Source organism: Maritimibacter dapengensis, assembly GCF_019218265.1.
GTDB lineage: Bacteria > Pseudomonadota > Alphaproteobacteria > Rhodobacterales > Rhodobacteraceae > Maritimibacter > Maritimibacter dapengensis.
Window position 1 is genome coordinate 261,914 of sequence record NZ_JAHUZE010000001.1, and the last position, 12,996, is coordinate 274,909.

At 61.4% G+C, this 12,996-nt stretch carries 12 protein-coding genes; all 12 read left to right on the plus strand.

Features of this window, described 5'->3' with window-relative positions; translation table 11 throughout:
- Window positions 1-7: 7 nt before the first annotated feature.
- The 12 genes from KJP28_RS01420 (at window position 8) to KJP28_RS01475 (ending at window position 12,987) form a co-directional block, all read left to right on the plus strand.
- Window positions 8-2,107 carry an acetate--CoA ligase family protein gene (locus tag KJP28_RS01420; RefSeq protein WP_218390445.1) on the plus strand — a complete coding sequence of 700 codons (2,100 nt, stop codon included), beginning with the start codon at window positions 8-10 and terminating at the stop codon, window positions 2,105-2,107.
- Window positions 2,104-2,628 (plus strand): nuclear transport factor 2 family protein, encoded by a 525-nt coding sequence (locus KJP28_RS01425; protein WP_218390446.1) that lies wholly within the window; start codon window positions 2,104-2,106, stop codon window positions 2,626-2,628. The genes KJP28_RS01420 and KJP28_RS01425 overlap by 4 nt, the downstream gene beginning before the upstream one ends.
- Complete coding sequence (locus tag KJP28_RS01430) at window positions 2,628-3,140, plus strand: flavin reductase family protein (protein WP_218390447.1); 513 nt, start codon at window positions 2,628-2,630, stop codon at window positions 3,138-3,140. The genes KJP28_RS01425 and KJP28_RS01430 overlap by 1 nt, the downstream gene beginning before the upstream one ends.
- Before the next feature lie 136 nt (window positions 3,141-3,276).
- The gene (locus tag KJP28_RS01435) at window positions 3,277-4,908 is read left to right on the plus strand and encodes a long-chain-fatty-acid--CoA ligase (protein WP_218390448.1); all 1,632 of its coding nucleotides are present in this window, start codon (window positions 3,277-3,279) and stop codon (window positions 4,906-4,908) included.
- A 26-nt stretch (window positions 4,909-4,934) separates the two neighbouring features.
- Window positions 4,935-6,047 (plus strand): acyl-CoA dehydrogenase family protein, encoded by a 1,113-nt coding sequence (locus tag KJP28_RS01440; protein ID WP_218390449.1) that lies wholly within the window; start codon window positions 4,935-4,937, stop codon window positions 6,045-6,047.
- A gap of 11 nt (window positions 6,048-6,058) precedes the next feature.
- Window positions 6,059-6,844, plus strand: a complete 786-nt coding sequence (locus KJP28_RS01445) for an enoyl-CoA hydratase/isomerase family protein (RefSeq protein WP_218390450.1) — start codon at window positions 6,059-6,061, stop codon at window positions 6,842-6,844.
- A complete protein-coding gene (locus KJP28_RS01450) occupies window positions 6,841-8,004 on the plus strand; it encodes an acyl-CoA dehydrogenase family protein (protein WP_218390451.1) in 1,164 nt (387 codons plus the stop codon). The genes KJP28_RS01445 and KJP28_RS01450 overlap by 4 nt, the downstream gene beginning before the upstream one ends.
- Before the next feature lie 18 nt (window positions 8,005-8,022).
- Complete coding sequence (locus KJP28_RS01455) at window positions 8,023-8,799, plus strand: ABC transporter ATP-binding protein (protein ID WP_218390452.1); 777 nt, start codon at window positions 8,023-8,025, stop codon at window positions 8,797-8,799.
- Window positions 8,789-9,502 (plus strand): ABC transporter ATP-binding protein, encoded by a 714-nt coding sequence (locus KJP28_RS01460; RefSeq protein WP_218390453.1) that lies wholly within the window; start codon window positions 8,789-8,791, stop codon window positions 9,500-9,502. The genes KJP28_RS01455 and KJP28_RS01460 overlap by 11 nt, the downstream gene beginning before the upstream one ends.
- A 3-nt stretch (window positions 9,503-9,505) precedes the next feature.
- Window positions 9,506-10,390: a branched-chain amino acid ABC transporter permease gene (locus KJP28_RS01465; protein WP_218390454.1), complete on the plus strand. Its 885-nt coding sequence runs from the start codon at window positions 9,506-9,508 to the stop codon at window positions 10,388-10,390.
- Window positions 10,387-11,322: a branched-chain amino acid ABC transporter permease gene (locus KJP28_RS01470; RefSeq protein ID WP_218390455.1), complete on the plus strand. Its 936-nt coding sequence runs from the start codon at window positions 10,387-10,389 to the stop codon at window positions 11,320-11,322. The genes KJP28_RS01465 and KJP28_RS01470 overlap by 4 nt, the downstream gene beginning before the upstream one ends.
- Window positions 11,323-11,352: 30 nt before the next feature.
- Window positions 11,353-12,987 carry a flavin-containing monooxygenase gene (locus KJP28_RS01475; protein ID WP_218390456.1) on the plus strand — a complete coding sequence of 545 codons (1,635 nt, stop codon included), beginning with the start codon at window positions 11,353-11,355 and terminating at the stop codon, window positions 12,985-12,987.
- Window positions 12,988-12,996 lie beyond the last annotated feature (9 nt).

Sequence of the window (12,996 nt, forward strand, 5' to 3'; positions counted from 1 at the left end):
ACAGCACATGGCTGACACGATTTCATCGCTCTTGGCGCCAGCGAGCGTCGCGCTGGTCGGGGCATCGGACGATGCGACCCGGATCGGGGGGCGCCCATTGAAGTATCTGCGGGAAGCGGGATTTGGGGGCGCCGTTTATCCGGTCAATCCGAAACGCAGCCGGGTGCAGGGGCTGAAGGCCTATGCCGATATTGCCTCTCTGCCCGAAGTGCCCGAAACCGCGATCCTCGCGCTGCCCGCCAGCGCAACGCTCGCGGCCGTCGAAGCCTGTGGTGACGCGGGCGTTGCATCGGCGACGGTGTTCTCGGCAGGGTTCGCCGAGGTGGGCGAAGAGGGCCGCAAGCTTCAGCAGCGGATCGTCGACACCGCGCGCGATGCCGGGATGCGGCTGCTGGGGCCCAATTGTCTTGGCGTGTTCAACCCGAGCGCTCAGTACTACGGCACGTTCTCGGTCATCCTCGACGGCACCCTGATGAAACCGGGATCGGTCGGGGTGGTATCCCAAAGCGGAGCCTATGGCGCACATCTTGCACATCTGGCGCGTGCGCGTGGCATGGGGATCAGCAAGTGGATTACGACCGGAAACGAGTCTGACATCGACGTTGCCGAAGCGCTGCACTGGATGGTCGATGACCCGGACACCAACGTCATCATGGCCTATGCCGAGGGCGTGAAAGACCGGGATCTGTTCGTCGATGCGTTGGAGCAGGCGCGGACAAAGCGCAAGGCCGTGGTTTTCATGAAAACCGGCCGCTCCTCGGTCGGGGCGGAAGCGGCGGCAAGCCACACGGCCGCGCTCGCGGGGTCGGACGACGTTTTCGATGCCGTCTTGCGCCAGTTCGGGGCCTATCGAGCCGAAACCACGGCGCAGCAGATCGACGTGACCTATGCCTGTGCGTCAGGCCGGTTCCCGCAGGACAACAAACTTGGGATCTTCACCATGTCCGGGGGCTTCGGCATCCAGCTCGCCGACGACGCCGAGGCGGTTGGGCTCGACGTGGCGCCCATGCCGGATGATGCGCAGGAGGAGTTGCTGGCCGCGCTGCCCTATTCCTCGCCGCGCAACCCGGTCGATGCGACCGCGCAGGCGGTGAGCCAAATGGAGCTTTTGACGCAGTCGGTGAACCTGATCATGCAGCGTGGTGGCTACGATATGTTCGCGGCCATTCTGGGTATCGGTCCGGCAAGCCCCACGTTTTCGTCGAAGCTGCGCGAAGCGCTGATGGCGGCGGTCCCGGAGAAAGACGATCTCGTGCGTGGTCTTACCATGTCCGCACCTGTCGAAGCGGTGCGCGATTACGAGAAAGACGGATTTCTGGTGTTCGAGGATGGCACGGCGCTGGCCAAGGCGTTTGGCGCGCTGGCCGGTTTTGGCCGGGCCTTCGACCGGCCCGCGTCCGAGCGAGAAGCGTTGTGGATGGAGCCGCTCGACCTCCCGACCGGCCCGGTGAGCGAAGCGGGGGCCAAGGCGATCCTGTCCAAGGCCGGGATCGCGTTTCCCGAAGAGAGATTGGTGAAGACCGGGGCCGAGGCTGCCCAAGCAGCCCGAGACTTCGGAACGCCCGTGGTCATGAAGATCTGTTCGCCCGAGATCCTGCACAAGACCGAGGTGGGCGGCGTGGCCGTGAACCTTCTGGCAGACGACGTCGAGGACCGGGCTGACGAGATGTTCGCGGCGGTGGCAAGGGCCGCGCCGGACGCGACGATCGAAGGGCTGCTGATTGCGCCGATGGTGGGCGACGGGGTGGAGACGATCGTCGGCGTGAGCCGCGATCCGGTGCTGGGTCCGATCGTGATGTTCGGCTTGGGCGGGGTGTTCGTCGAGGTGTTGAAGGACGTGACGTTCCGCGCCGCGCCCTTCGACGTGGATGAGGCCCATCGCATGATCCGCGAAATTCGCGGCTTTCCGCTTCTGGAAGGGGTGCGCGGCGCGAAACGCGCGGACATTGATGCGCTCGCCCGGTTGCTGTCGGATCTGTCGCGCTTTGCCTATGCGCACCGCGAGGCGGTGAAGGGGGTCGATCTGAACCCCGTACGGGTCATGCCCGAGGGAGAAGGTGTCATCGCGCTCGATGCGTTGATCGAATTTGGAGGGGACGGGGCATGACCTATAGCGTTGAAACACTTGTCGACCGCGAGATGATCCGTGATTGCCTGTATCGCTACGCACGCGGGGTGGACCGCGCGGACGAAGAGGCGCTGCGCAGTGCCTATTGGCCTGATGCCCATGATTGCCACGGTGCTTACGACGGGCCGATCGAAGGGTTCATCGAATGGGCGCGCAAGGTCTGGGCGGCGAAGGCGCGCAACGTCCATGCGATCAGCAATATCCTTATCGAATTCGAGACCGAAACGGTGGCGCAGGTCGAAAGCTATTTTCTTGCGCTGCAACGAGGGCCGGCTCCGGATGGGGGCGAGGCGCAGTTCATGCTGGCGGGACGGTATTGTGACCGGTTCGAGAAGCGCGGGGCCGACTGGCGGATCGCCGATCGCATGGTGATCTACGATTGGGTCGACGAACAGCAGGCGCCCGAGGCCGATGAGACGACCCGCTTTGGCGCCCGCCAACCGATCGGCGCGCCGTATCCCGGTGACGTGATTTACAGGTTCAAGGAAAGGGCGGGCTGATGATGAAAATCGCGACCGAAACCCCGATGCCGTCACGGCTTGTCGATGAATACAAGACCGCGATGCGGCATGTGGCCTCGCAGGTCGCCGTAGTGACCTTTCCCACCGAGACCGGGCGCAGCGGCATTACCTGTACGGCGATCTGTTCCGCGTCGACAGAGCCGCCCGCGTTGGTCGTGTCGGTCAACAGAAGCACTGAGGCATGTGAGGCAATCGCCAAAGCCGGTGTCTTCGTGGTCAACCATCTCAGCGACGAGCAATCCGAGATCGCGCGCCAGTTCTCAAGCTCGGGCGACGCAGCGCGGAGGTTTTCGGTCGGATATTGGCAGGTCGGGGAGACCGGTGCGCCGATCCTGGAGGCGGCCACTGCGAATTTCGAATGCCGTGTCGAGGAGGCGATGGATTTCGGAGAGCACCGCATGTTCGTGGGCACCGTGGTCAGCGTGCGGATCGACGACGGCAGCGCGCTTCTGTATCGCGACGGGTTTTTCAGACGACTCGTCTTGGAATAGCTCGCAGCGACGACCCCCGCTTTTTCACAGGTGTGAAAGTAAACTTCAGCGGGTCGAATAATCTTGGTCCGGATGCCGACGTAAGACAATCTGAACCAAGCGCCCAACTCGAAAAACGACGGGCGAGGGAGGAAAAATGCTGGGACTCATGCAGGACAGGCAGTTGCTTGTCTCTGGATTGCTGACACATGCCGAGCAGTATCATCCAGACGTGGAAATCGTGTCCAAGACCTGTGAGGGCGACATCGTTCGCTCCTCGTACCGGGTGCTTTCGGCACGGGTTCGACAACTGTCGCGCGCGTTGGAGCGCATGGGGGTCAAACCCGGTGACCGGGTTGCGACGTTGGCATGGAACACGCACCGCCATATGGAGCTTTACTTTGCGGTCTCAGGCATCGGTGCGGTTCTGCACACCGTGAACCCGCGGCTTTTCCCGGAGCAGATCGACTACATCGTCAACCACGGCGGCGCCAAGGTTTTGTGCTTCGACATCACGTTCGGCGATCTGGTCGCGTCGCAGCGCGACAGGTTCGACGCGGTCGAAACGCTGATCGCGCTGACGGATGCCGATCATCTTGGCGACATGCCGGAGGGTACGCTGGCGTATGAGGATGTGATCCGCGACGAGGATGCAGGTGCGTTCGACTGGCCGGAGTTCGACGAAAAGACCGCTTCGGCGCTATGCTATACTTCGGGGACGACGGGCAATCCGAAGGGCGTACTTTATTCGCACCGTTCGACCGTGCTGCATTCTTTCCTCGTGTGTCAGGCTGACGGGCTGAAGCTTTCCAACCGGGATAGCACGCTTCTGGCCGTGCCGCTGTTTCACGTCAACGCTTGGGGCATTCCCTATGCATCGGCCATGTGTGGTGCGAAACTGGTGCTTCCGGGTCCGCAACTGGACGGCAAGAGCCTGTTCGAATTGGCGAAAGTCGAGCGATGCACGCTGTCCCTCGGGGTGCCGACCGTCTGGCTCGGCTTTTTCCAGCACCTCGATGCGGACTCGTCGGCCAACGCCGGAGACCTGTGCCTCGAACGGGTCGTGATCGGAGGGTCCGCGCCGCCGCGCGCTTTGATCGAGCGGTTCCGGAAAATCGGCGTCGAGGCAAATCAAGCCTGGGGCATGAGTGAAACCGGCCCGGTGGCCACCGTGTGCAATCTGCTCGCGCGTCAGGAAACGCTGCCGGAAAAAGAGCAGGTAGATGTTCTCACGCTTCAGGGGCGCGGGATGTACGGGGTCGAGCTGCGCGTCGTTGATGACGACGGCAACGTGCTCGATCGTGACGGGGTCAAATCGGGGGATTTGCAGGTTCGCGGGCCGTGGGTCACGTCGGGGTATTTCCGGGGCGAGGGTGGCGCGGTTCTCGACGAGGACGGCTGGTTTTCGACCGGGGACGTGGCGACGATCAACCCGGACGGCTTCGTGCGCCTCACCGACCGCTCGAAGGACGTCATCAAATCCGGGGGCGAATGGATCAGTTCCATCGACCTTGAAAACGCCGCCATGTCACACCCGTCGGTTCAGGAAGCTGCCGTGATCGCGCGCCCGCATCCCAAGTGGCAGGAGCGCCCGCTTCTGGTCGTGGTGCGCAAGACCGGCGCGGATGTCAGCCATGAAGAGTTGATCGCGCATCTCGAAGGTCTGGTCGCGAAATGGTGGCTCCCGGATGACACGGTGTTCGTGGATGAGCTGCCCCACACGGCGACCGGCAAGCTTCAGAAAATGAAGCTTAGAGAGCAGTTCGCGGATTATGAATTGCCCGCCTGACGGACGGCGCGAGGAAGGACGAATACATGCCAAGACTTATTCTCGATGACCCGGATCAGACGTTGGAGATGCTGCGCGACAGTGTCGCGACGCTGGCCGAACGTGTCGATGGTGCCGAGGTGTTCCGGTCCCGAAGGGCGCGGGACGCCGAACTGGACCGCGATCTCTGGTCAGAAATGGCTACGGCCGGTTGGCTGGGTCTTTTGTTGCCCGAATCCATGGGCGGCTCGGAGCTGGGCGCAGGCGAACTTACGGTTCTGGCCGAAGCCTTTGGCCGCGCGCTGATCACCGAACCATTCGCGGCACTGGCGGTGCTGCCGGGGCGAATTCTGGCGAATATCGGGGGCGCGGCAGCCGGAGAGATAGCCACGGGCATTGCGGACGGGTCGCGGATCGTCCCGTTTCTCTGGCAGGACACGCGCGGGGCGCGCGCCCCGATGACGCTCAGTGCCGAGGGCACGCTTTCGGGTCAGGTCGATCTGGTCACGGCCGCGTACGCCGCGACCGACTATCTCGTGCTGTGCAAACAGGACGGGGAGTTGGCGCTCGTCCACCTCCCAGCCAGGTCCGAGAGGTTCTCCCTTTCCTCTCGCCCCGGTTTGGACGCAGCGATGATCGGACAGGTGACGGCCAAGGGCGTTTCTGTCGATGCGGGTTCTATCCTCGCCCGCGGTGCGACGCTCGACGCCGCCCTGTCCGATGCGATCGAGATGACGCGACTCGCGCTGGCCGCCGAGCTTGCAGGGGTCGGGGCGAAGGCTTTGGAAGAGACCGTGGCCTACACGAAAGAACGAGTGCAGTTCGGCAAACCCATTGCAAGCTTCCAGGTCATTCAGCACCGGTTGGTCGATATGTGGGGAGACGCGGAGTTTGCCTGTGCCGCCGTGACCAATGCGGTGGAGATGATGCGAGACGCCACCCCCGAAGAGGCCGGTCAGTCCGTGCTCGCGGCCAAGGCGCGCGCGGGGGACAGTGCGGTGACGATCACGCGCCGGGCGATCCATCTGCATGGGGCGATGGGGTTCACCGACGAGTGCAACATCGGCCTCTACAACAAACGTGCGATCACGCTGAATGCAGCGCTTGGACAGGCCGAAGAACTTCGGCTGGAGTTCCTCGCGCGGGAAACGGCGGCTTGAAAGGAACGAAAATGCGAAACGAACTGATCAAAACCACGATTGAAGACCACGTGGCGGTCGTCACCCTCGACAACCCGCCCGTCAATGCACAGTCGAAAGAGTTCATGGAAGAGCTGATCGAAGTCTTCGACGAGCTCAACGAAACCAAGGGAATACGCTGCATCGTTCTGACCGCCGCGGGCAAGGTGTTCAGCGCGGGCGCCGATATCAAGATGCGCGCCAAGATGGCCAGCGAAGCGGTCGAGGGCGACACCTATCGCCACCTGCGCCGGGCGCGCGAAGTCGGATTCGTCATCATGGAATCGAACATCCCTGTAATTGCTGCGGTCAACGGAGCGGCTTTGGGTGCGGGCATGGGCATCGCGATCATGTCGGACATCATCGTCGCCTCGAACACCGCAAAATTCGGTTTGCCGGAAATTGACGTTGGTCTGATGGGGGGCGTGCGTCACACGCAGCGCGTGTTCCCCGTGGGCTTGACCCGGCGCATGGTTCTGACGGGCTGGCGCGTGCCGGCCGAGGAGCTGTACCGCCGCGGGTTGATCGAAGCCTGCGTCGAGCCCGAGGAGCTGATGGACACCGCCATGGAAATCGCGCGGGACATTGCGTCGAAAAGCCCGACCGCCGTGCGCAAGGCCAAGCGCGCGCTGAACACGGTGGAAACCATGGGGCTGAAGGACGGTTATCGGTTCGAACAGAACCTGACCGTGGAGATGACCCGCCACGAAGACAGCAAGGAAGCCATGCGCGCTTTCATGGAAAAACGCGCGCCCAAGTTCTCGGATGAGATCTCATGACCCAAGAGCGAGACTGGAACGCGTTGTCGGACGACGAATTTCGCGTGATCTTTCGCGAGTGGGTGGATGCGAATTGTCCTGAGCATCTGCGCTTCATGCGCAAACAGCGTCCGACCTTCGATGAAGTCGCCGAGTGGTATCACGCGCTCAACGACAAGGGTTGGCTGTCGCCCGTGTGGCCGGTGGAATACGGCGGCATGGGTTTGGATGCGGGCAAGCATATCGTCTATGTCGAAGAGTGGGCCCGTCTGGGTTGTCCGCGTATCCCGGACCATGGCATCGGGCTGACCGGACCGCTTCTGATCGAGCATGGGACCGAGGCACAGAAGGCCGAATTCCTGCCGAAAATCCTGACCGGCGAACACGTCTGGTGTCAGGGGTATTCAGAGCCGGGGGCGGGGTCCGATCTGGCCAGCCTTCGCACCCAAGCGGTGCGTGACGGCGATGATTTCATCATCAACGGACAGAAGATCTGGACGACGTTGGCGCATTGCGCGAACTGGATCCTGCTGCTCGTGCGGACCACCAATTCGGACAAACGACAGCACGGGATAACCGTGATCCTCGTAGAACTTTCCTCGCCGGGCGTGCTGGTGCGCCCGATCAAGAACCTTCGCGAAGAAGAGGATTTCTGCGAAGTGTTCTTCGAAAATGTCCGAGTGCCGGCGAAGAACGTTGTCGGCGATGTCGATGCGGGATGGGCACTGGCCAAGACGGTTCTGGGACACGAGCGAATTTTTCTCGGGGCGCCATCGCGCCCGGAATACGCGCTCACGCGGCTGGAGATACTCGCCAAGGATCGCGGGGCGTTCGAGGACGCGGCGTTTCGGTCACGGTTTGCGAAGCTCCGGCTCGATCTCTACGACCTCGGCTCGGCGTTCGAACGCTTTGCCAAGGTGTTGCGCGAAGGTGGGACGCTGGGCGCAGATGTGTCGGTGCTCAAAATCTTTTGCAGTGAGCTGTATCAGCGCATCACAGAAGAGATGCTGACCGTCGCGGGCGAAGAGGCCCGGTTCTACGACGATCTGATGGTCGGAGATCGGGGCATCGACGCCATGAACCTTTATCTCGACAGTCGCGCCCCGGCGATCTTTGGCGGCTCCAATGAAATTCAACGCACCATTTTGGCAAAAGCGGTGCTTGGTCTGCCTTCGGGCTGAGACGGGAAGGGAGGAGACGTGGCTCATTCGACGAACACCGCGAGCGACTACGCGCTCGAAGCCAGGGGACTGAGCAAGGCCTTCGGCGCGTTCAATGCGGTCAAGGACGTTGACCTGAAGGTTAAGCGCGGCTCGATCCATGCGCTGATCGGGCCGAATGGCGCGGGCAAGACGACGTGTTTCAACCTGCTTACGAAAACGCTGACGCCCACGGCCGGCCAGGTGATTTTCGAAGATCGCGACATCACACGTCTGCGCACGGCGCAGGTCGCCCGCCTTGGCCTGGTTCGCAGCTTCCAGATTTCGGCGACCTTCCCGCATCTCACCTGCCTTGAAAATGTCCGCGTCGCTCTTCAGTCCGGCTTTGACAAGTCGTTCCGCTTCTGGTCGTCGCTGGCCGCCATTCGCCCGCTCGACGCCCGGGCAATGGAGCTTCTGGACCAAGTGGGTCTGGCGGATCGCGCGCAGGCCAAAGCGACGGAGTTGTCTTACGGGAAGAAGCGTGCGCTCGAGATCGCGACGACGCTCGCGCTCGATCCCAAAGTCATGCTTTTGGACGAGCCGACCGCGGGCATGGGTCACGAAGATATCGAACCGATCACGGACCTGATCCGCAAGGTTTCGGAAGGTCGCACGACGCTCATCGTCGAACACAACCTTTCCGTGGTTTCCAGCCTTTGCGAACGGATCACTGTGCTCCAGCACGGCGAGGTTCTGGTCGAAGGCACCTACGACGATGTGTCGAGCAACGAAGATGTCATCAAAGCCTATATGGGAGGTGTCGATGCCCACTGATCCCAAGCCCATCATGCAGGTGAAAAATCTCGAAGCGTGGTACGGTGAGAGCAAAGCGCTGCACGGGATGACCTTCGACGTTCATGAAGGCGAGTTGGTGACCCTGATCGGACGCAACGGGGCCGGCAAAAGCTCGACCCTGCGCTCGATCATGGGAATCGTCGGCAACCGCACGGGGTCGATACGGTTTCACGATCAGGAACTGATCCGCAAACGCACGTTCCAGATCGCGCGGGCTGGCATTGCTTATTGTCCCGAAGAACGAGCGATTTTCGCCGGGCTGACAGTGGCGGAGAACATGACGCTTCCGCCAATCCTCAGCCCAGGTGGTTTGACCGATACGCAACTCTTGGAGACCTTTCCCAACCTCAAGGCCCGCCGCAAGAGCGGGGGCAGCAAGTTGTCCGGTGGCGAACAGCAGATGCTCGCGATCGCGCGCATTCTGCGCACCGGGTCGCGGTTCATCCTGTTGGACGAACCGAGCGAGGGGCTCGCCCCGGTCATCGTCAAGGAAATCGGCGCACAGATCCAGAAGCTCAAGGAACAGGGCTACACGATCGTGCTCGTCGAACAGAACCTGCAATTCGCGCGCCTCGTCGCCGACCGCCATGTGGTCGTCGAAAACGGCGAAGTCGTGGACACGCTGACGAACGAGGATCTCGCCTCGAACCTCGAACGCGTCAAAACCTATCTGGGGGTGTGAGAAATGTTTGATGGTATCTCGACCCAACTCCTGTTCGGTCAAGTGTTGATCGGTCTGATCAACGGATCGTTCTACGCGATGCTGTCCATGGGGCTCGCCATCATCTTCGGTCTGATGTCCGTGGTGAACTTTGCCCATGGCGCACAATACATGCTGGGCGCTTTCGTCGCTTGGGCGCTCTTGAACTATCTCGGTATTCCCTACTGGGGTGCGCTGTTCATCGCGCCGGTGGTTGTCGGGGTTTTCGGCTTGTTCATGGAGCGCACGATCCTGAGGCCGATCCAGAACCTTGACCATCTCTATTCGCTGCTGGCCACCTTTGCTGCGGTACTCATCATCGAAGGTCTGGTGCGGCAGGAATTCGGGTCGACCGGGTTGCCCTATAATTCGCCGTTGCCCGGCGGGGTGAACCTCGGGTTCATGTTCATGCCCTGGTATCGGCTCTGGGTGGTTCTGTTTTCAGTGGTGGTCTGCTTCGGCACATACATCCTGATCGAACACACCAAGCTCGGAGCCTATCTGCGGGCGGCTAACGAGAAGCCGGAAATCGTCGAAAGCTTCGGGATCAACGTGCCGCGTATGATCAGCCTGACCTATGCCTTCGGTGTCGGCTTGGCGGGGCTGGGCGGGGTGCTGGCCGCCCCGATCTATCAGGTTTCGCCCTCGATGGGCTCCAACCTGATGATCGTGATTTTCGCGGTCGTCGTCATCGGGGGCATGGGGTCGATCCTCGGAGCCATCCTGACCGGTTATCTCATCGGTTTGGTCGAGGGGCTGACCAAAGTGTTCTACCCCGAAGCCGCCAATCTCGTGATCTTCGTCATCATGATCTTCGCTTTGATCCTGCGACCGAACGGACTGTTTTCGGGCAAGGAGGGTTTGAAATGAACCGGTATCTCTGGCTTGCCGCCATCGCGGTCGCGCTGACCGCCGCGCCGTTCTTCGTCTATCCGGTGCTCTTGATGTCGATCCTGTGTTTCGTAATCTTCGCGTCGTCCTTCAACCTGTTGCTGGGATATGCCGGACTGCTGTGCTTTGGTCAGGCGATGTTCTTCGGGACGGCCGCCTATGTCGCGGGCTTCGTGCTCAAGACCTATGGCGTATCGCTGGAAATCGCACTTTTGTCGGGCATCGCCGTGTCGGCAGCCATGGGGTACGTGGTCGGGGTGATCTCGGTGCGCCGCAGCGGCATTCAGTTCGCGATGATCACGCTTGCGATTTCGCAGTTCGTCTATTTCCTGCTGCTTCAGGCCGAGTTCACCGGTGGTGAGGACGGGATGCAGCGGATTCCGCGCAGCGCGCTCTTCGGCCTTTTCGACGTGAGCGATCACCTTCACTTCTATTACGTCACGCTCGCGGTCACCGTGTTGGCGGTCGCCTTTTTCTACCGGGTGGTGCATTCGCCCTTTGGCGAGCTGTTGCGTGCCATCCGCGATAACGAACCGCGAGTCGAAAGCCTCGGGTTCCGTCCTGAGCGCTACAAAATTGTGGCGATGACCCTGTCGGCCGGGCTGGCCGGGCTTGCCGGTGCGTTGAAGGCGATGGTCTTTCAGTTCGCGACGTTGACCGACGTGTCCTGGCCGATCTCGGCTGAAGTGATCCTGATGACGCTGCTCGGTGGCCTTGGCACCCTGACCGGTCCGATGCTGGGCGCGGGTGTCGTGATCCTGATGAACGACGAGCTGGCACAGTTCGGTGAATGGGCGCTCATCACGCAGGGCGCGATCCTGTTGCTCGTAATCATATTTTTCCGGCGCGGTGTCGTGGGCGAAACATCTGCTTTGCTGCGCAAGCTGCGCACGCGCCAAGACCAATCCTGAACGCCGAAAGAATTCGAGAGGAGACAAACCATGGTTGATGCAAACGAAAATGGCAGCGCCGAACGTGTCGACATCATCGTCGTCGGTGCGGGGTTCGGGGGCATGTATGCGGTCTATAAATTCCGAGAAATGGGCAAGAACGTTGTCGGTATAGAAGCTGGCAGCGACGTGGGAGGCGTGTGGTATTGGAACCGCTATCCCGGCGCGCGCTGCGACCTGATGAGCGTGGATTACAGCTACGGATTCTCGCCCGAGATCGAACAGGAATGGACCTGGTCCGAGCAATTCGCGGCACAGCCGGAAATCCTCGAATATGCCAATTTCGTCGCCGACCGGCTCGACCTGCGCAAGAACTTCAGGTTCGACACCCGCGTGACCTCGGCGATCTGGGACGAAGAGCGGAAGCTATGGGTCGCGAAGACCGACGGAGGTGCGGTTCTCGAAGCACCCTATGCGATCATGTCGACCGGCCCGCTGTCGATCCCGAAAGATCCCGATATTCCCGGCATCGACCGGTTCAAGGGTGAATTGTACCGCGCGCAAAAATGGCCACATCACGAGGTCGATTTCACAGGAAAACGGGTCGGCGTCATCGGCACAGGCTCGACCGGTATTCAGATCATTCAGGAAGTCGGGCCCCAAGCTGGCGAATTGTTTGTTTTCCAGCGCACACCGAGCTTCACCCTGCCGATGCGGAACCGGGATCTGTCACCCGAATACGTGGCCGAGATGAAGAAGCATTATCGTCAAATGCGTGCGGCAATGAAGATGAACCCGACCGGCGGCACCCGCCCGGTCACCTCGCGCCCATTCTATTCGCTCCCGCCCGATCAGCGCGAAGAGGCGATGGAGCAGGCGTGGCAGAACGGCGGCCACACCTTCCTCGGGACGTTCGCCGACCTGATGGTCAACGAGGAAGCGAACGAGGCGGTGGCCGATTTCGTGCGCGGCAAGATTGGCGAGATCGTGGACGATCCGAAAACCGCCGAGGCCTTGAAACCGCGCGGCTACCCGATCTTTGCCCGACGGCCCTGTCTCGATACCGAATATTATGAGACCTACAATCGGCCGAACGTTCATCTGATCAACTGTAAAGAGGACCCGATCCTCGAAATCACCGAGAAGGGTATTCGCACGGAAAGCGGTGAACACGAGCTCGACATGTTGATCTTTGCGACCGGTTACGATGCGCTGACCGGGGCACTTCTGGCCTTCGACGTGGTGGGCCGAGACGGGCTGACGCTCAAGGAAAAGTGGAAAGACGGGCCACGCTCGCACCTCGGGATCGCGATGGCGGGGTTTCCCAACCTCTTCGCCACGACCGGGCCAAACGGTCCGGCCGCGCTCGCCAATATCATCACAATCAGCGAGAACGACGTCGACTGGATTGCAGATCTGATTACCTACATGGAAGACAAGAACCTGTCGGCGGTCGAACCGACCCAGGAGGTCGAAGACGCCTGGATGGATCACGTCGCCGCACTCGCCGCGCCGTCCCTGATCCGCAAGGCAAACACCTGGTGGGTGGGTGCGAATGTGAAGGGTAAGCCAACCGGACTGACCATGTTCGTCGGTGGTTTTGCGAAGTACCGCGAAGCCTGCGAAGCGGTGGCGGCGTCGAAATATGCCGACTACAGCTTTGATCGCATAACCGAGCCAGCGTGAGATAGAGGC

Excerpts from the sequence above, each read along its gene's own strand:
- KJP28_RS01420 (WP_218390445.1), top strand. The coding sequence starts at position 8 with ATGGCTGACACGATTTCATCGCTCTTGGCGCCAGCGAGCGTCGCGCTG.
- KJP28_RS01425 (WP_218390446.1), top strand. The coding sequence starts at position 2,104 with ATGACCTATAGCGTTGAAACACTTGTCGACCGCGAGATGATCCGTGAT.
- KJP28_RS01430 (WP_218390447.1), top strand. The coding sequence starts at position 2,628 with ATGATGAAAATCGCGACCGAAACCCCGATGCCGTCACGGCTTGTCGAT.
- KJP28_RS01435 (WP_218390448.1), top strand. The coding sequence starts at position 3,277 with ATGCTGGGACTCATGCAGGACAGGCAGTTGCTTGTCTCTGGATTGCTG.
- KJP28_RS01440 (WP_218390449.1), top strand. The coding sequence starts at position 4,935 with ATGCCAAGACTTATTCTCGATGACCCGGATCAGACGTTGGAGATGCTG.
- KJP28_RS01445 (WP_218390450.1), top strand. The coding sequence starts at position 6,059 with ATGCGAAACGAACTGATCAAAACCACGATTGAAGACCACGTGGCGGTC.
- KJP28_RS01450 (WP_218390451.1), top strand. The coding sequence starts at position 6,841 with ATGACCCAAGAGCGAGACTGGAACGCGTTGTCGGACGACGAATTTCGC.
- KJP28_RS01460 (WP_218390453.1), top strand. The coding sequence starts at position 8,789 with ATGCCCACTGATCCCAAGCCCATCATGCAGGTGAAAAATCTCGAAGCG.
- KJP28_RS01465 (WP_218390454.1), top strand. The coding sequence starts at position 9,506 with ATGTTTGATGGTATCTCGACCCAACTCCTGTTCGGTCAAGTGTTGATC.
- KJP28_RS01470 (WP_218390455.1), top strand. The coding sequence starts at position 10,387 with ATGAACCGGTATCTCTGGCTTGCCGCCATCGCGGTCGCGCTGACCGCC.
- KJP28_RS01475 (WP_218390456.1), top strand. The coding sequence starts at position 11,353 with ATGGTTGATGCAAACGAAAATGGCAGCGCCGAACGTGTCGACATCATC.